The organism is Paenibacillus pectinilyticus, from assembly GCF_001700435.1.
Lineage (GTDB): Bacteria > Bacillota > Bacilli > Paenibacillales > NBRC-103111 > Paenibacillus_E > Paenibacillus_E pectinilyticus.
This window is the reverse complement of record NZ_LYPC01000027.1, coordinates 628,006-647,348: the sequence shown is the minus strand read 5'-3', so window position 1 is coordinate 647,348 and position 19,343 is coordinate 628,006. Positions and strand designations below refer to the sequence as shown.

The following is a 19,343-nucleotide window of genomic DNA, read 5'->3' as shown; positions in this document are numbered from 1 at the left end:
GTATACCTGAAATAGCGCCAAAAGAAAAAAGAACAAACCCATCGCGATTGTTATCGCAGCGGAATCGCTCTTTTTCCATATATTCTATTACATTAGTTAACTGTTTACTCGCTACTCTATCACACTCTATTTCTTTCATACTCTACTGCTTCGCATGCTCCACAGCCAATGGGTCAACCTCAAGCGTAACCCCTTGCTTCACTTTCAAAATACGATCGATCACGATGATCGCTTGCGCACGCGTCGTCGCTTCTGTTGGCGCTAACGCGCCGCCAGTGAGCCCCTGCAGAATTCCCTTATTCACAGCCTCGCTCATCACAAAAGATGGCTGAATGCCTGTATTCGGCTTTTGATACTGCGAATTCGTAGCACGAACTGCAATAGCGGCAATTTCTTGACGTGTAATCGGAAGATCCCAGCCTGCTTGCAAGTCATTCGATTGCAGGATGCCTGCTTTCTGCGCAGCGGCCACATAAGGCTGATACCAGGATTGATCAGCACTTACAGCACCTGCCTGCAGTCCAAGCGCGGCTACAGCGATTTTAACAAATTCAGCTCTCGTCATGTTATGGTCTGGCAAGAAGTTGCCATCACGATAGCCGCTTACGTATCCTTTGGCAGCTGCTTGAAGAATGCTGTCCTTGGCCCAATGACCCTCTACATCACTGAATGAGATGTTAAGACCATTAACGAGCGCAGGTGTTGTCCGATTCGTATAAGAACCGTCTCCGAGTTGGCCTGAATAATTGCCCCCCCAAGACCAAATCGAGCCATTGACGTCCTGAACAAGACTATGCGAACCGCCTAGAGAAGAGGCAATGGCTTTTGGTAAACCTTTGATCTGCTCAGGTTTCTTTTGATTGCTTGTGGTGCCGTCACCCAATTGGCCAAAGAGGTTTTGCCCCCATGTCCAAACACTTCCGTCCTTCCCAAGTGCCATGCTATGGTAGCTTCCTGCAGAAATCGATTGAATAGGGGTCAAGTCCGCGATTTGAACCGGCGTTCTTTGATTGGATGTCGTCCCATTCCCCAACTGACCAAATGCATTATATCCCCATGACCAGACCGTACCGTCATCTTTCAGGGCTAGGGCGAAGTTTTTCCCCGCGGCGATGGCAGTGATGCCCGTCAAACCGGCGATTTCCAAGGGTTGCTGTTTACTTGCAAATGTCCCATCTCCGAGTTGGCCGCTGGTATTGTCTCCCCATGACCACACGTTCCCAGAATGATCCAAGGCCAAATTAAAGTTAGCCCCCGCCGCGATGCTCATGATATTCGAAAGCTGAACAATTTGACTAGCAGTCGTTGTTTGATCATGCCCAAGCTGACCATAGGTGTTATCCCCAAAGCTCCACACAGAACCATTATTCAACAATGCAATCGTATGATTGCTTCCTGCTCCTGCAGCGACAACACCTTGTAGATCATTCACTTGTGCCGCAGTTGACCTAGCGGTTGTTGTACCATCACCGAGTTGACCCGAGAAATTTTGCCCCCATGTCCACAACGTACCGTCTGACTTCACAGCAACCGTGTGTGAATCGCCGGCTTCAATTGCTACAACGCCATCTAGATTCATCTTTTCAGCTGCGTTGATGGATGAATGGCTGCCATCCCCTAATTGGCCGAAGGTGTTGCTTCCCCATGTGAAGAGACTCTCATTTTTCAGCACAAAAGAATCACTATCTCCGCTCGCTAGAGCGTTTACGACAGGTGTTTTATTCACAATCGTACCTTCTCCTGGCTTGAGAACAGGCGGGTTCAGCCACTGCTTCACTTGGGTTTGAATGGGTGATGTTTGGTTATTCACCGTTTTATCACCCAGCTGGCCATAGCTGTTATTTCCCCAAGCCCATACATTATTATCGGGATCGATGGCGAATGTGAAATCCGCTCCCATCCCTACACGAACTGTTTTCGTTAATCCGTATAACTGCTGAGGGTAAATTTGATTCCATGGCTTCCCATCAAATCCTAACCCCGAACCTAATTGCCCTGAAGCATTATCGCCCCATGTATATACGCTGCCATCGTCTTTTAAGGCAATCGCATGTGAGCTGCCTGCGGCTATTTGCGTGATATGATTCAGGCCTTGGAGGTCTACAGGAAATTTCTGCTCATCCTGATTATGTAACATAGCTGCTTTGTACATCGCAGTAGGGTCTGAATCAATCAGCCCCCATGACAACACGGAGCCATCATCTCTCAAAGCCAACGAAAAATCAAAGCCAGCTGCAATTTGCGTGATATGCCAGTTATACATTGACACCATGATCGGTGTATTTAATCGATTCTGGTCTTCGCCATAACCTAACTCGCCGTAATAATTGTCCCCCCAGGCCCAAACGGTACCATCTTGCGCGATGGCAAGATTATGGTATGCGCCGCTAGCAATGGTTTGAATTTTACCGATATTGCCTTTGACTTGAATAGGCTGATATTCCGGTGTATTCGTGGCATCGCCGAGTTGGCCGTAGGTATTATCACCCCAGCTCCAAGCTGTGCCATCATCTTTAATTGCCAAAGAGTGGAAATAACCAGCGGATATAGCTGTTACATGGCTCAGTCCCGCAACCTGTACAGGCGCTGTCCGATCCACTGTCGTGCCGTCCCCAAGCTGTCCGAACGAGTTCTCGCCCCACGACCAGACAGTTCCGTCTGATTTTAAAGCTAAGGTATGCGATTGCCCTACCGCAATGGCCGTGATGCCTGTTAAACCACTGATGGCTGTCGCCTGATTGCGATTATTAAGCCCGCTCCCGAGCTTTCCGCGCAAGTTATTGCCCCATGTCCACACGGTGCCGTCTTTCTTGAGCAGAACGGTGAAACCCTTGCCCCCTTCGATCTGTGCGATCGTAGAAGAGCTAACAGCTGCTGTATCACTACTCGTCTCACTGCCCGCAGCCAGGGCTTTCCCAGATAATCCTGAGAAAGCCGTTGACGAGCTGACGAGCAGAAAGCCTAATACCCAGAAGGTAATCTTGCGCTTCGCTCTCTTCATGCTCTTGCTCCTTCATGTGTTTACTGAAATGAGAAAAACTTCTATCGAAGTCCTTCGAGGATGTGCGACCGCGTTTTATAGGTAGTTTTTATCGCCAATTATCAAGCCGTTTTCGGGAACCGAAAATTTATACTTTCTAATGTGGTAAATAATTCCTACAAGCTGGTGCCACTTGTTTCTTGGGATATCGCAGGTTTACGACCTAACCGTTTCTTGATTCCGTTCATCGTACCATCCAGCAGCGTATAGACGACTGGCACCAATACGAGCGTAACGAGCGTTGAAAGTGTTAAGCCGAAGGCAACAACGGTCGCCATGGAGGCTTGCGTCTCAGCACCTTCACCGAAGCCGATGACAAGCGGAAGCATCGCTAGAACCGTCGTCGCTGTCGTCATTAGAATCGGACGTAACCGCACTTTGCCGGCTTCAATGAGCGCGTCATATAATGTCATGCCCTTGGCTCTCAGTTGATTTGTGTAGTCAATTAGAACAATCGCATTATTCACGACGATACCAATCAACATAATCATCCCAATTATCGAGTTCATATTAATGGTACGATGCGTAACAATGAGACCAAGAATCGCGCCTATGAGTGTTGGAGGCAGTGAGAACATGATGATGAATGGACCATACAACGATTCAAACTGACTCGCCATAACCATATAAACCAGAACAATAGATAAAAGCAGGATCAGATATAGGCTTTTAAAAGAATCATTCTGACTCGTTTGCTGCCCACCCATCGTAACTTGATACCCATCTGGCGGTTGAATCGCATCAATTTTCTGCTTCACAAGTGCGGACACTTCACCGACCGAAGCTCCAAAAACAGAAGCCTGCACCGTAGCTACCCGGTTCTGATCTTGTCTGCGAATCTGCGCAGGACCTGTTCCCGGCTCTACTTTCGCAATGAGACTTACAGGTACAACCGTACCTGCTGATGTATTTATCGTGATGTTATTGAAATTCTCCAGCTTATTCGTGAAATCATTCGGATACTTAACGAGAACCGAAATTTGCGAACTTGCTGTTTTAAATTGTGTCGCCACGCTGCCTTGGTAAGCCGTACGAAGCGCGGTCATGACGTCTTTCAAAGAAACACCATAGTGTGCTGCCGCATCGCGGTCAATCGTTAGATTGAATTGGGGAATGGAGCGATCCAACGTATTTTGAACGTTACGTGTGCCATCCACAGATGTAATTTCTTCCGCCACTAAATCTCCGAGCTTTTGCAAAATGGCTAGATCCGGGCCTGAGAGGTTGACTTGAATATCTCCGCCTCCGAAATTACCGCCTCCACCTAGACCAGGTAGTCGAACACCCGAAGGAACACTCACCCCGATCTGAGCGCCAGCAAAGCCTGTCGTCAATGTACGAATTTGTTCTGCGACTTCATCTGTCGTTTTCTTTCTTTCCGAAACAGGCTTCAACCTAATCTGTATGCTCGCTGTGTTTGTTGCTGAAGATTGAAATGCACCGCCACCAGCGGAACCGACGGAAGTGAAGACGGAATCGATTTCGGGCACATTTTTCAGCCGCGTTTCGATCGTCGCTGCCACGCCATTCGTGACTTCAAAATCCGTTCCTTGCGGCAAGTTAATATTCAGGTTGACTTGGCTTTGATCTGTCTTAGGTGTGAGCTCACTGCCTACAAATCGAATGGAATAGATGCTGGCAGCGAACAACAGAATCGTGACGCTTAGGATCACCCAGCGATGCTTTAAGGACCATTTCAACATAGCGCTATACACCCGTGTGAAGCGGTTCATCGCACGTCCAAACCAAACGAAGGGGTTCATCGATTTCCCCTCTGGCAGGTCCTCATCCACTTTGCGCTTGAGCAATTTCGCAGCTAGCATTGGAACTAAGGTGACAGCCGCGAACCACGCCGCAATATGGGAAAAACAAACGACCAATGCCATCGGCCAGAAAAACTGTTTTACTAGCCCGCTGATAAAAGCCGTCGGCGCGAATACGGCGATTTGCGCGAGTGCGGAAGCCATAACAGCCGTACCGACCTCGGCTGTACCGACTTTGGCCGCTTCTTCCGGAGAGAGTCCCTCGTGCCGTTTGCGGAAAATGCTCTCGAGCACAACGACCGCAAAGTCGACGAGCGACCCGAGACCGAGCGCTAAACCGCCGAGCGTAATCGTATTAATCGTTTGATGCGAGAAATACATCATACTGAACGTACTAATAATGGAAATCGGGATAACCATACCGATAATGAGGGTTGCCCGAACGCTGCGTAAGAAGAACAGCAAAATAATGACAGAGAACACGCCGCCTAACAGCGTATGTTCGACGACGGTCCGCAAGGAATCGCGGATGAATTTCGCAGAATCATTCAAGACAGCTACGTGTACACCCTCTGGCAGCTTCGATTCAATCTCTTTCAGGGAATTCTGGATGTTCGTGGAAACCGACACCGTATTCCCATCCGATTGCTTCAGAACGGATAAGCTGACGCTGGCCTCACCATCTTTGCGAGCTTCAAGCGTAACATCTTGATACGTATCAATAATTTGCCCAAGCTCACTAAGCGCGATCGTTTGTCCTCGGCCCAGTTGGACTTGAACTTTGCCGATATCTGCCGTGGATTTAAAGTCACCATCGATATGTAAGGGCACCAACTGCTTTCCTTTATTCACAAGTCCCGCATCCGTGGAGGAATTATCATTCCCAAGCGCGGATACTAGTGTGCTGAAAGAAATGTTATAAGACTGCAGTCTGCTTGGATCCACTAGGATTTGAATCTGTCTGACTCGACCGCCCGTTACGCCTACGGATGCTACACCATCCGCACGCTGCACGTCGGGACTTACGATGTTGTCAGCAACATCACGCAAGGTAACGAGATCGGCTTTCCCATACAAAGCTAACGTCATAATCGGCGTACTGTTGGGATCTACCCGGGATACCACGGGTGCATCGGCATCGGTGGGAAGTGACCGGCGTACCCGGTCCAGCTTATCCCGCATCGATAACGTCACTTGATCAATATTCGTGCCATAATTAAATTGCAGCGTAACGTTACTGGAGCCCGTTCGTGAATTTGAGGAGATACTCGTTACACCTGTGACTGTCGCCATCGCATTTTCAATTGGCTTCGTGATTTGTTGTTCGATTTGACCTGGTGAGGCCCCGCTCCAAGAAACGGAAACTGTCGCAGACGGAATCTCTAAATTCGGATACAGATCGACTGGCAAAAGCGGGATCGCAATCGACCCGATAATAACCAAGGCAATCATAATCATAAAAATGGTGACAGGACGATGAACGGAGAAATTAGCTAATTTCACTGTCCAGCCCCCGCTTTCGGCGCATCTGCACTCGGCTTAGCCCCGGATTGGCCATTCTGGCCGCCTTGACCACCCGCTCTGCCCTGGCCTCCTTGACCTGCTTGACCTCCACCTTGGCCACCCGCTCGACCTTGACCGCCTTGGGCTCCACCCTGAGCGCCACCCTGGCCTCCAGCTTTACCTTGACCGCCTTGGCCTTGACCTTGGCCTTGGCCTGCCTGCCCTTTGCCAGCACCTGCACCTGCACCTTGACCTGGTTGACCTACGACGACTGGAACATTATCAGAAAGCAGCTCCTGGCCTTTGACAACCAGCTCATCCCCAACCTTGAGACCGCTCGTGATTTCAAATGAGGAACTCGTCATGACACCAACCTTAACCAGCACCTTGGAGGCTTTGCCATCCTTCACGATGAATACCGCATTTCCGCTCGGTTGGCTGAGCACAGCGTCTGCTGGAACCACAATCGACTGCTTGCCTTCACTTTTCAATGAGGACTCTGCGAACATACCTGGCAATAGTTCGTGATTGCTATCATTCAGCTTAATATCAACGAGGTATGATTTCGAAGTTGGATCCATCGTCGGATGGACCGCATAGACCGTTCCCTCGAACGCTTTACTCAGCGTAGGAATATTAACGGACATTGCTAAGCCTGTTTTTACTTTGCCAATGGAGGCTTCAGACACATTCACCGTCGCTAAGACGGGTTCCAACGCAGAAATGGAAACTACGGCGGACTGTCCGGTATTTTGACCCACAGGCACAAGAACAGCACTCACGATGCCATCTACGGGACTTGTGAGCACACCATCTTGCAACTGCTCGCTCAGCTGCTTCAGCTTCGTTTGCGTTTGTTGCACCTGAGCTGCACTTACTTGAATGGCATCAGTGGACTGCGCCGATTTCAAGGCCTGCTTCGATTGATCTAATGCAGCGACTGCACTCGATTTCGTGATGTCTTGTGAGGATTGCGCCTGCGCTAATTGCGTTCGACTAAGATCAATCTGCGCTGCCGCCGAAGCTTGCGAATTTGCAAGCGCTAACAGCTTCGCATTCAGATCCTCCTGTGCAACCTGTACAGCCTGTGAGCTCTGTGCAGTAAGCAACGCATTCTGCAAACTGGTTAAGGATTGCTGCGCGGTTTGCGTATCTTTGTATTGCGACTGCTGTGCCTGCTGCAGCGCTAGCTGTGCGGTTTGCAATTTGCTTAGCGCCGCATCACTCCCTGAGCCAGATTGTACCGCTGTATTAAAGGCAGCGACGGCTTGCTGTACGGCCAATTGATCCGCTGCTATATTGTTGTTTTGTGAGGTCAATAAACTGTCTAACTGTGAATTTAGGTTGGTTTGTGCCACCGTTACAGCAGTAGCCGCATCAGATTGCGCTTTATTAAAGCCAACCTGCGAAGAGGATACATTTTGTTTCGCTGCATCGATCGTGCTTTGTTGCGTTGTGATGGCGTTATTTAGTTGGATTTGAGAGAGTGCCACCGCATTTTTCTGATCATTAATTGTTTTCTCATACGCCGCTTGCTGAACGGCCAAAGCTTTCTGAGCGACAGCTAGACTGTTCGCTTGGTCATTGACAACTTTGTTGTACTGTACTTGAGATACAGCAAGATCACTCTTGGTCTGCTCAACAGATTGCTCCAGCGTCGTTGTGTCAATGTGAGCAAGCGCTTGGCCTGTTTTCACCTTGTCCCCAATACTGACATCGAGCGATGTAATGCGTCCGTTGACTTTGGAAGATAGATTGGTTGTGAAGGCCGGTGTAATCGAACCTGTGAAAACTTGCCCGCCACCGATATCCGACATCTTCACAACCTGTGTCTCAACAGACATTTGGCGTGCCCCTGATCGTGCATTGGCACCTGGCCTTGCAGCCGTGGTTGGTGCGCTGCAACCCGCAACGGTGACGGTTATCGCAGCAAAAACTGCGATGATTGTAGTACTTTTGAGTGAACTGTACTTACTCATTGGATCGAGACCTCCGTCTACTTCAATTCATATGGGCATAAGCTTACCCTCACTGTACTTAAATTGCGTAATGAAAGTATGCGCAATTTGTAAAATTTGTGAGATGAATTGATAAAAAATAACATGTTTTTTTAACCACATGAAAATAAAAAAACTATCCCATTTCAAGGATAGTTTTTACGTATCTGAAGGAGCTATAACTCCAGTTAAATAGCGCCTAAAGCGTCCAAATTGCGCTGTATTTGGGACAAATGGATCTGCACATGGCGAATAAAGCCATGAAATAAATCATCAATCGAAACTTCCTTACCGTTATTGTTTCCCTTTCTTTCCCACTGTTCCTCTGTCAGACGCTCATAAAACAACGCATTGTAGCTGCTTATCGCATCAAATGCTGCCAGAATGTCAGCTATATTGGATTCATTCGCTCTCGAGCTGGCTACCCATGAATCCTGATCATACAGGATGAACTCCGAACCCTGTTCGGCGACAATTTTACGGATACGAACCGAATGAATAAAGCTGGCATCCACCAGATGAGCCGCTACTTCTTTCACGCTCCATTTCTCAGGGGCTGGTTTCCATATTAATTGTTCAGGGGATACATCCTTAATACGTTCTTTAATCAACGTCGATGTGGCACGGTACATGTCGATCTGCACCCTTGTTGTCTCACTCACGAGCTATACACCCCATTCTTGAAATATGTCCTCGGTATGCTCACCTTTTCGAGGTGGATTACGATAAATCTGAAACGTATAATCGGTCAGTTTAACTGGATAGCCAACCGTCATTGTTTGCGTTTGATTCGGCAATTGGAGTTCGTGGATCAAACCGCTTTCCGCTACGACCGGATCCTGTAAAATATCCTCAAACGTATTCATCGGCGCGCACGGTACACCTCGCTGATCAAAGATGTCGAGCCATTCCCCGGCGGTTTTCTGGATGAATGAACCTTGCAGAAGTTGAACGAGCTCCTTCTGATGCTTGGCACGCAGCGTCTGATTCTGAAAACGCGGATCATCCGCTAAGGCTGGCTGCTCCACTGCATCCACGACTTCTCGCCATAGCTTCTCGTTCCCGGCAGCAATGACGAAAGGCTTATCACTTCCGTGATAGCCTTGATAGGGTGCGTTCCGTGGATGAGCGCTGCCTAATCGCTTAGGGGCAATACCGTTGCCATAATACTCACTCGTCTGCAGCGCTGAAATCCCAAGGACACTCGCTAACATCGAGCAATCGATGTAGCTTCCTTTACCCGTAAGCGCAGCTTGATGAATAGCCGCAACAACCGAGTAGGCACCGTACAATCCAGCAACGAAATCGGCCACGGGTACTCCACATTTAACCGGTTCCCCGTCCTCCTCACCCGTCACACTCATCAATCCGCTGATCGCTTGAATCGTGACGTCGAAGGCTCCTTTTTGTGCGTAGGCACCTGTTTGACCGTAGCCAGAGATGGAACAATAGACTAGCTTCGGATTAGATGCTGCAAGCTGATCATAATGAAGTCCGAATTTCGCCAATACGCCTGGCCGATAATTCTCAACAATCACATCGGCTTGCGCGCACAATGCTTGCAGCCTAGCAAGTTCATCTGGCGCTTTAAAATCAATAGCGACACTACGTTTATTACGGTTCAACGAACTGAAATTAGAACTGTAGCCCTCTCCCTCTTCATTTGTAAAAAAAGGCGGCCACTCTCGCATACTATCCCCGACATCGGGTCGTTCGACTTTGACAACATCCGCGCCTAAGTCTGCGAACAGCATTCCCGCAAAGGGACCTGCTGCTATTTGCCCAAATTCAATGACTTTCACGCCTGCAAGAGGACCTCGATTGGTCGTACTCATAGTCTCTTCGCTCCTCTTTGATTGGTGGTTAGAGATGATGTAAGTGTAAGGCGATTACCTGTAAACGGGACTGCTGTTATCATGCTTCGTGATCACATCTCGACTATTTCCCGAAGTTACATCATGAATGTGCCTAGGCTGTTTACCGATATCCGTTCCATAAATGTGAATCGTAATCGCGACTTCATCAAATGGATTGGCAACACCATGAATATCGTAATCCGGTGGGTATACGAAAGAGATGTCGCCTTGAGTTGCCGTGACTTCTGCTACCTCCCGAATCGTATATCTTGGCTCCGCTGATTCGCCGTGATCCTCACGACGATAACGTTTCTCCACGACGGATCCGCGATAAATACCAACAAGCCCCCAAACCAAATGATCGTGTACGGGTGCTACCTGGCCGGCTCCCCAGATAAAAGCGATGACTGAGAACGCTTCATCCGCTGGCTTATACAGCAAATATTGCGCGTATTTAGTGGGAAGCGGTACTTGTAAATCAGCAGGAAGCAAATCATCATTCTTTAAAAGCTGTTGCAAAAGCGGCTGTACATGTTCAATGATCGTGCGATAATCCTGATGCGCTGCTAAAATACTTGAAATATCCACCTCGAGCTGATGAAATGGCGTTTTCTCGCTCATGTTATGTCCTTCTTTCTATGAATGAACTGCTTGTCACATGCACTCCAAAATGCTGTTTCGTAAAGACAGGATAGATCTCACGTAATGATTGACTTATATCATAACGAAGCGTGGATAACTCTTGCTCAGTTGGAGGTGGAAGAACCGGAATAGCCCCTGCACCTTCATCCGTCAAACCAAGATCAAAGCCCGTTCTCCCCTGCACTTCCTCAGGGTTGACTCCTGAAACCGTGGCTGCTAACCTTAACCGTCCTCCAGTTGCTTTAGGCTTAAGCACACCTAATGGGGTGTACACCCCCACTAACTTACTAACCTTAAAGTCAGTAGGATCGGAGCTAGGTATCGATGTGACAAAATCTAATGCTTCTGGGAAACCTTTTACCCCGTGATCGGTTTTGAAAAGGAGAATCCGCCTGCAGGTGAAATAAACGACACCTGACCCTGCGCCGCCAGGAAGCCTAACCTTAGGCGATAAATAATCGCCAATCACATGCAGATTGATACGTCCATGACTATCAATTTGAGCACCGCTGAGGAAGAACACATCAATGCCGCCTCGCTGCATGAGATCGAAGAACTCCTTCGTCCCCTCAAAGGGCCAATCACGTTGCCCTAAAATATATACGGTAGCGTCCTTCGCGTGCAGTGACTTGGCAAGCAGGGCCGCTGCTGCTGGAATCGGTGAATTATTCCCCACACCGATGACTTCTTGATCCCGCAGTTCTCTGGACAGATAACAGATCAAAGCCTCTTCTGCGGAATACCCGATGTCATCCTTTCGGACGATCGCACTCATAGGATGACCTCCTGATACCCTCTAGAGAGGATATACTCCTGCAAATAAGATTGAAATGTCTCTTCAGAAGCTGATTTTTCCATATAAATGGAAATTTCTCTCTCGTCTATCTCGTAATAACCTGGACACGCCGTTGGCAAGGCACCTCCGGGAGCATGGATGACACCACTGAGATACAAGGCTGGAATAAAACTTCCCGAATGACTAGCTTCTTTGCGCAACGCATCCGGCGTGACGATTTCTTCCACGGTTGCAAAAGTTCTTCCCGATGCTTGCGCTAACAAGCGATTGTTTTGCGAAGGATGCGCAAGCACATTGCCTAGCGTATCAGCCTTGTAGCCATGGAAGATGGCTGCATCCGGTCGGATCGCGGGTACAACGGCAATGCGCTCCTCGGCGTTGTATGGATTCGGGACTATATGAAAATCAGGTCTGATTTTCATATAGCCCGTTCCAATTAATCCTCGTACCGGAATGAAGGGAATCCCGGAAGCGCCAGCCCCAATCGCTGCAGTCAGCGTTGGACAGGCATGCTCCAAGCCAGCAATCGCGGCTTGCTCAAATTTCCGCCTAAAATTTAAGGCAAACCCATACTCCCCCATTGAGATTTGCGAAAACTCCACCGTACTTACTGCACCCGCTCCAATCAACATATCCGCATTCACCGCCGCTGCCCCAACACACACCAAGTATAATTCACGCCTCTTCGCACGTATGATCTCTCGAATGAGAGCCATGGGCGACATCTCCATGTTGCCGCTGACAGCTAGCTTCGTGCCATCCGGGATTTGCGCAACCGCTTCTTGGATAGAGATAAGTTTGGATGGCACTATCAACACTTCCTTTTCTTCTAAAATCCCCTTATTTACAATGGATAATGACATGCTGCATGGTGTCCCGGACTGATAAGGGTCAGTTCCGGAATCACTTCTCGGCATAATGCTGTTGCTGCAGGACACCGCGTATGGAATCGGCAGCCAGAAGGCGGTCTCGCCGGTGAAGGCATTTCCCCTTCTAAGGGGACGAAGCTTCGTTTACGGTTAGGATCAGGCACTGGAATCGCAGAGAGCAGCGCCTTCGTATAATGATGGGCTGGATGTCTAAACAGCTCATCCGTAGGAGCAATTTCAACCAGTTTGCCAAGATACATCACGCCAATCCGATCCGAAATGTACCGAACGATATTCAAGCCATGCGCGATGAACAGATAGGTCAAATTCATACGCTGCTGAATATCCTGCATGAGGTTGACGATCTGGGATTGAACGGAAACATCCAACGCCGATACCGCTTCATCGGCCAGAATAAACTTCGGATTCAGCGCAATGGCGCGTGCAATCCCAATCCGCTGGCGTTGTCCCCCTGAGAACTCATGTGGCAGACGATCATACCAAGAAGGATTCAATCCCACGAGCTCCATCACGCTCTCCACCTTGGCTCGTTTGACCGATCCTCGTAAAGACTCATGCACCCAGAACGGCTCTCCAATTATGTCGCCCACTTTCCAGCGGGGGTTAATCGATCCGTAAGGGTCTTGAAACACAATCTGCATATCTTTTCTTGTTGCCTTCCAATCGTTTGCGCCTGACTGGATCAAATCTCTGCCTTCAAAATGTATCGAACCCTCTGTCGCCTTCTCTAGCTGCAGAAGTACACGTCCTAACGTCGACTTCCCGCAGCCGGATTCACCAACTAGCCCAAAGGTTTCCCCTTTGCGAATCTCAAAGGATACATCATCTACCGCCTTAATGTAGGTGCGGCCTCTTTGGAACAACCCCTGCCGAATCGGGAAATATTTCTTCACATTCTTTACTTCTAATAAGGGTTGCTCCGACGCTTGCTGGAAAGCATCCCTTTGGTACGCCTCGCTTGCTGTCAGTTCAATTGACGTAGGGGCTACCGTGTCACCAAAAAACTCTGCCGCCAGATGATCGATTCGCTCCGCATTCCAGCAAGCCACTTCACGACCGTTAAGCTCCTGCAGAGGCGGATCCTCACTTAAGCAGCGATCCGTTGCATAGGGGCAACGAGGGTGGAAACGGCACCCTGTTGGCAAATTAGACAAGCTAGGTATCGTCCCTTTGATCGTGTAGAGCTTCAGACCACGCACATTATCCAACGTTACGATGGAATGCAATAATCCTTGTGTATAGGGATGGGCTGGATTTTCAAACAGTTGATGAACAGGCGATTGCTCTACAACCTTACCTGCGTACATCACGACAACCCGATCTGCCATTTCCGCTGCAATACCCAGATCATGGGTAATTAACAGAATCGACATTTGGAATTCGTCTTTCAATTCACGAAGTAAGCTCAGAATTTGCGCTTGGATCGTAACATCCAGCGCCGTTGTTGGCTCATCCGCAATGAGCAGTTCCGGTCCACAGGCCAGCGCCATCGCAATCATCGCTCTTTGGCGCATACCGCCGGACAGCTCATACGGATATTGCCCCATCCGGATTTCCGGCTCTGGGATGCCTACGCGACGCAGGAGTGAAATCGCCTTTTCGCGCGCGCCAAGCTTGGAGATCCGTTCATGGCGAACAATAACCTCGACAATCTGACTCCCTATCGTGAAGATCGGATCGAGTGCCGTCATTGGCTCTTGGAAAATCATCGCGATTTTCTTGCCTCTAAGGTCACTGATTTCTTTTTGCGATAATCCGACAAGGCTTTGCCCATCGAGCTTAATATCCCCTTGGGAAATATAGCCGCCATCATAATTAATCAGCCGCATAACGGACAAAGATGTAATCGTCTTCCCGCTTCCAGATTCGCCGACCAGGCACACGATCTCACCAGTTCCGATGGTTAGACTTATCTTATTTATCGCATTGAGCGAGCCTTTGGCTGTTTGAAAATCAACGGACAAATCATCGATCTCAAGTAATGGTTTCATCTTCTATGTCCTCGATTTCTTAGGATCCATGCGATCACGAATTTCATCACCAATGAGATTAACAACGATCACGAGTAAAGTGATCGCGAGTCCTGGGAACGTAGCCACCCACCAAGCCACCGTCATATAGCTCCGTCCTTGGGAGAGCATATATCCCCAATCCGGAATCTCTTTTACAACACCAAGCCCAAGGAAGCTTAACCCTGTCCCTACCAAAATGGAGCTCCCCACACCTATCGTCATCATCACGAGCAACGGTGAAAAACAGTTCGGTAGAATGTGTCGTATCATGATTTCCACATGGGAGGTACCCACCGCTCGTGCTGCATCAATGAAAGGGCGATTCCGAATCGAGATCACTTGACTGCGAACTACCCTTGCCTTCCCCGGTATCGTAGCCACACTGATGGCTAATATCACATTAAAAAAGCTAGGGCCAAGTGCAACCGAGATCGCAATCGCCAGTAAGATCCCAGGTATTGTCATCAAAATATCATTAAACCTCATAAACAAAGAATCAATGGTCCCGCCCCAATACCCAGCCATGAGACCGAAAAAAGTGCCAATAAAGCCGCCTATAACGACGGAGACAACCCCCATAATGAGCGATTGCTGACTTCCATAGATGACTAGCGTCCACACATCCCGACCGAACTGATCCGTGCCAAGCGGATGTGATAGACTCGGCGATTTCAACAGTTGATCTGTTAACATATCCGTTGGCGCGTAAGGAGCAATCCAGGAAGGCACGATGGCACATAAGACCAGAAAAGCTAGGATAAAGAGCGAGAAACCGAGTAGCACTTGCGATAAGCTCAGCTTTTTAAGCCGAAATTGAAATTTCAAGAGCTCTTTTCTCGTCCGTACTATCCTTTCTGTTGTTACCGTGTTGAATAGCATAAGAGTCCACTCCTTTCACCTTTATCCTGTCTTACGCACACGCGGATCGACGTAGGAATACGACACATCCACCATTAGGTTGACCACGATATTAAAAAGCCCTGTAATTAGAATTGCGGCCTGAATAACGGGAATATCCTTCTGATTAATGGCATCTACAACTAGCTTGCCTAAGCCCTGTCTCGAGAAAACAGTCTCGGTCACAACAGCCCCCGACAGCATTTCTCCGACTAGTAAACCAAGAATCGTCACTGCCGGCAGCAAAGCGTTTCGCAGCACATGCTTGTAAAGCACGATTTTTTCCGAAAGTCCTTTTGCACGCAGTGTCAGTATAAAGGGTTCATGAATCACTTCCAGCACACTATTGCGTACCATCCGAGTTAGCATCCCTGCTCCGGTTACTCCTAGGGCAAACGAAGGAAGAATCAACTGTTCGAAGCTGCCATTTCCAATTGCAGGTAGGAGCTGAAGATGCACCGAGAACACGAGAATTAGGAGAATACCGAGCCAAAACTTCGGCATGGAAACGCCTAACAAGCTGATGACGCGCACGATATAGTCCAGTACTCGATTTTGATAAACGGCTGATAGGACGCCTAGGATAAATCCCACAATAATTGCGAACAACGTGCTTAATGCGGCTAACGAAAGGGTGGCGGGGAGCTGAGCAAGCAATCGATCAATAACCGGCTGGCTATTCGCGAAGGAATGCCCGAAATCTCCCCGTACACTATCCCATAGATATACGGCGTATTGCTGCCACAACGGCTGATCTAAGCCTAATTGATGTCTTAAATAGTCAATACGCTCAGGAGCCGCATCATCCCCCGCGATCATCTGGGCCGGATCCCCGGGAAGCCAGTGAATGATTAAGAAAACAAGCGTCAACGAACCTAAGATAACGGGAATAGATACAATGAGCCTGTTCAGAATATACTTGACCATCCGTGACTCCTCCTTGAGATCTTATTTTTGAATCCACGCATCGTAGAAGACAGGCCATGCTGGTGAATCGAACGTGATGCCTTTGACATCTTTCGTCGACGCGACGGAATAATTAAATACATAGGTAGGTATCCCATACACTTGATCAATAATGTACTCTTGTGCGTCTTTGTAAATCGTTTTACGCTTCTCCGGATCTGTTTCTAAATACCCCTGCTCCAGCAAATCATCTAGTTTCGGATCATTCGTTTTGGCAATGTTATTTTGCTTGGACGGTCCTTTCGTCGAATACAGCTGTCTTAACACATCAGGATCACCAGAAAATTGACTGCCGGCAATGAGGTCATAATCTCCTTTATTACGGCGATCTGTATAGGTTCCGGTGGGCAATGAGATCACTTTAAGCTCTATCCCGACTTGCTTCAGTTGTTGCGTGAATATGGCGATGAGATCCAAGCGTTTCTCGCGGTTGCCTTGGGTGTCGATCACTTCGACGGTAAGGCGTTTGCCATCTTTAGCGCGATAACCATCAGCGCCTTTGATCCAGCCCGCCTCTTCAAGAGTCTGATTCGACTTGGCGACATCGACCTTGTAGGCGTTCTCCCTAGTCGGCGTATAGCCGAATTGCTGTGGAGATAACGGGGACCAGCCTTGCTTGGAGGTGCCTAAATAAATCGTTTTGACCGCAGCATCGATATCCAGTGCTGAGCGGAACGCTTGACGTATTTTCAGATCATTCCATGGCGCCTTCTGAATGTTCAAATACAAGGTGAAATTGGCTTGGAGCAGCTCCGTTTCCTGTACATTGAAATTCTTATCCGCCTTTAATGCGACAAGGTTCTGAGGGGGAATGATATCTGCCACCTGCACTTGCTTACTTTGCAAAACGCTGACGCGAGTCGCCTCTTCCTCCACATATTTCACAGTTAATTTGTCTAAGTACGCAGGCCCTTGATGCTTCGCATTGGAAGGACCCCAGTTATAGTCAGGATTTTTCTCAAGTTCCACTTGCGAGCTTGGGGTTATTTTCTTCAGTTTAAAAGGACCCGTACCCACTGGATTTTGTGGGAAGGCATCGCCATACTCTTTCACCGCCGTCGGCGAAACGAACCCTAAATCTACTTTCGCTGCATTGCTGAGGAAAGGTGCGAATGGCGACTTGAAATTCACTTTCACCGTGAATTCGTCGATCACGTCGGTCGATTGATAGGAGCCCAATTCATTGATGGAGCTGGACGCTTTCGTCGCTGGATCAATGATCCGATCGAAGTTAAATTTGACGGCTTCGGCATTGAATGGCGTGCCATCATGGAATTTCACATCCTTACGCAAGTGGAAGGTATAGCTCTTCTTATCCGAGGATAACTCCCACGAAGTGGCTAACCACGGCTTAATGGTGTGATCCGGAAGTTCCACAACCAAGCTATCGTAGATCGAACGCATCACTCGCGTCGTCGGGGCGAAGCCCGCTTTATGCGCATCCAAGCTGTCCGATGTCACGGTACCTGCCAGTGCCCATACGAGCTCACCGCCAGGCGTCACCGTACCTGTTGCTTGCGCGCCAACCGTATCCTTCGCTCCTCCCTCTTTCACTGCATCTCCACAGCCTGATAAAACGAGTGATGCTACGATTAAAATGCTAACGATTGATCCGATTCTCTTTCTCATATCATTTCCCCCTCTAAGCTCTACGCTTGGGCTATTCTCTCTTTTGTATAGCGGTTTACTGGGATTTCCAGCCCCAAATTGCCTCTCAACGTATCACTTTCATACGCTTCCCGATAAATACCACGTTCTTGAAGAATCGGTACAACAAGTTCCACGAAATCCTTGAGAACACTTGGAATTCCCGTATGAATAATAAAACCATCAGCTGCACCCTCTTCGAACCATTGCTGCACCGTATCGGCAATCTTCTCCGGCGTGCCGACGAAGCTGCTTCTAGGCGTTGCAAAACGCAGCGCTGTCTGACGAAGCGTTAAATTCTCTTCTTTGGCGATCCGCTTGATGCGGTCCGTTGAGCTCCGGTAGCTATTGCTGCCGAGATCTCCAAGATCAGGGAAAGGTTCATCCAATGGATATTGCTTGAAGTCATGGTAAGTGAACGGGCGGCCAAGTTGATCGAGCGCATCCTCTAGCGTTACCAAGCCTGCAATCGCCTGATATTTGTTCTCTGCTTCTTCTTCCGTACGCCCAATAATCGGGCTAATTCCCGGGAACACGAGGATCTCTTCTGAGGTTCTACCATATGCCGCTGCTCTTTCCTTAATATCCTTATAAAAAGCTTTCGCTTCCCCAAAGGATTCGTGTCCTGTGAAAATCGCGTCCGCACTCTTCGCCGCTAAGTTGCGACCATCGTCCGATCCGCCCGCTTGGAAAATGACCGGCTGGCCTTGCTGTGAACGAGCAATGTTCAGCGGACCCTGTACAGAGAAGTGTTTGCCTTTATGGTTCAACGCATGAAGTTTACTAGGATCGAAGAACTGCCCAGTTTTTTGATCCCGCGTGAAGGCGTCATCTTCCCATGAATCCCACAGTCCGCGTACAACCTCCAGATGCTCCTCCGCTATCCGATAGCGCTCGTCATGTGCATAATGCTCATCCCTGCTGTAATTGCGAGCAGCTCCTTCAAGCCCCGTCGTCACGACATTCCAACCCGCACGGCCCGCGCTAATATGATCCAGCGAAGCAAACTGTCTAGCTACCGTGAACGGTTGGGTGAAAGACGCCGTTAATGTGCCGACAAGCCCAATCTTGGAGGTAACCGCTCCTAGCGCCGATAAAACCGTCAACGGTTCTAATCGATTCAAGTAATGAGGCGCCGATTTCTCAGTGATATACGTACTGTCTACGATGAAAACAAAATCAAATTTACCTTCCTCCGCTTGCAGCGCTTGCCCAGCGTAATAATCAAAATCTACACTTGCATCTCCTGGTATTTCCGGATTCCGCCACGTATATTTTGAGGTACCCACACCTGTAATCGTTGCACCAAGCTTCAATTTTCTATGTTTGGACAT

At 48.7% G+C, this 19,343-nt stretch carries 13 protein-coding genes; all 13 read right to left on the bottom strand.

The genetic code is table 11. The features are described 5' to 3' along the window. Positions 1-142: 142 nt before the first annotated feature. Complete coding sequence (locus A8709_RS24560) at positions 143-3,001, bottom strand: RCC1 domain-containing protein (protein ID WP_065856107.1); 2,859 nt, start codon at positions 2,999-3,001, stop codon at positions 143-145. A 155-nt stretch (positions 3,002-3,156) separates the two neighbouring features. Continuing rightward, positions 3,157-6,306 (bottom strand): efflux RND transporter permease subunit, encoded by a 3,150-nt coding sequence (locus A8709_RS24555; protein ID WP_065856105.1) that lies wholly within the window; start codon positions 6,304-6,306, stop codon positions 3,157-3,159. Next, positions 6,303-8,285, bottom strand: coding sequence for an efflux RND transporter periplasmic adaptor subunit (locus A8709_RS24550; RefSeq protein WP_065856102.1), 1,983 nt, complete (start codon positions 8,283-8,285; stop codon positions 6,303-6,305). The genes A8709_RS24555 and A8709_RS24550 overlap by 4 nt, the downstream gene beginning before the upstream one ends. A gap of 206 nt (positions 8,286-8,491) precedes the next feature. Beyond that, entirely contained in the window at positions 8,492-8,965 is a 474-nt protein-coding gene (locus tag A8709_RS24545) for a DinB family protein (RefSeq protein ID WP_141692640.1), read from the bottom strand. Positions 8,966-8,968: 3 nt separating this feature from the next. Continuing rightward, the gene (locus tag A8709_RS24540; protein WP_065856097.1) at positions 8,969-10,138 is read right to left on the bottom strand and encodes a CaiB/BaiF CoA transferase family protein; all 1,170 of its coding nucleotides are present in this window, start codon (positions 10,136-10,138) and stop codon (positions 8,969-8,971) included. A 54-nt stretch (positions 10,139-10,192) separates the two neighbouring features. Then, positions 10,193-10,780 carry a cysteine dioxygenase family protein gene (locus A8709_RS24535; RefSeq protein WP_065856095.1) on the bottom strand — a complete coding sequence of 196 codons (588 nt, stop codon included), beginning with the start codon at positions 10,778-10,780 and terminating at the stop codon, positions 10,193-10,195. Position 10,781: 1 nt separating this feature from the next. Then, positions 10,782-11,576, bottom strand: coding sequence for a CoA-transferase (locus A8709_RS24530; RefSeq protein WP_065856093.1), 795 nt, complete (start codon positions 11,574-11,576; stop codon positions 10,782-10,784). Next, a complete protein-coding gene (locus A8709_RS24525) occupies positions 11,573-12,406 on the bottom strand; it encodes a CoA transferase subunit A (RefSeq protein WP_065856091.1) in 834 nt (277 codons plus the stop codon). The genes A8709_RS24530 and A8709_RS24525 overlap by 4 nt, the downstream gene beginning before the upstream one ends. A gap of 35 nt (positions 12,407-12,441) precedes the next feature. Next, positions 12,442-14,478 carry an ABC transporter ATP-binding protein gene (locus tag A8709_RS24520; RefSeq protein ID WP_065856089.1) on the bottom strand — a complete coding sequence of 679 codons (2,037 nt, stop codon included), beginning with the start codon at positions 14,476-14,478 and terminating at the stop codon, positions 12,442-12,444. A gap of 3 nt (positions 14,479-14,481) precedes the next feature. After that, a complete protein-coding gene (locus A8709_RS24515) occupies positions 14,482-15,324 on the bottom strand; it encodes an ABC transporter permease (RefSeq protein ID WP_244163302.1) in 843 nt (280 codons plus the stop codon). 75 nt (positions 15,325-15,399) lie between these two features. After that, a complete protein-coding gene (locus A8709_RS24510) occupies positions 15,400-16,323 on the bottom strand; it encodes an ABC transporter permease (RefSeq protein ID WP_065856086.1) in 924 nt (307 codons plus the stop codon). A gap of 21 nt (positions 16,324-16,344) precedes the next feature. Further along, positions 16,345-17,991 (bottom strand): ABC transporter substrate-binding protein, encoded by a 1,647-nt coding sequence (locus A8709_RS24505; RefSeq protein WP_065856084.1) that lies wholly within the window; start codon positions 17,989-17,991, stop codon positions 16,345-16,347. A 20-nt stretch (positions 17,992-18,011) separates the two neighbouring features. Continuing rightward, positions 18,012-19,343, bottom strand: a complete 1,332-nt coding sequence (locus tag A8709_RS24500; protein WP_065856082.1) for an LLM class flavin-dependent oxidoreductase — start codon at positions 19,341-19,343, stop codon at positions 18,012-18,014.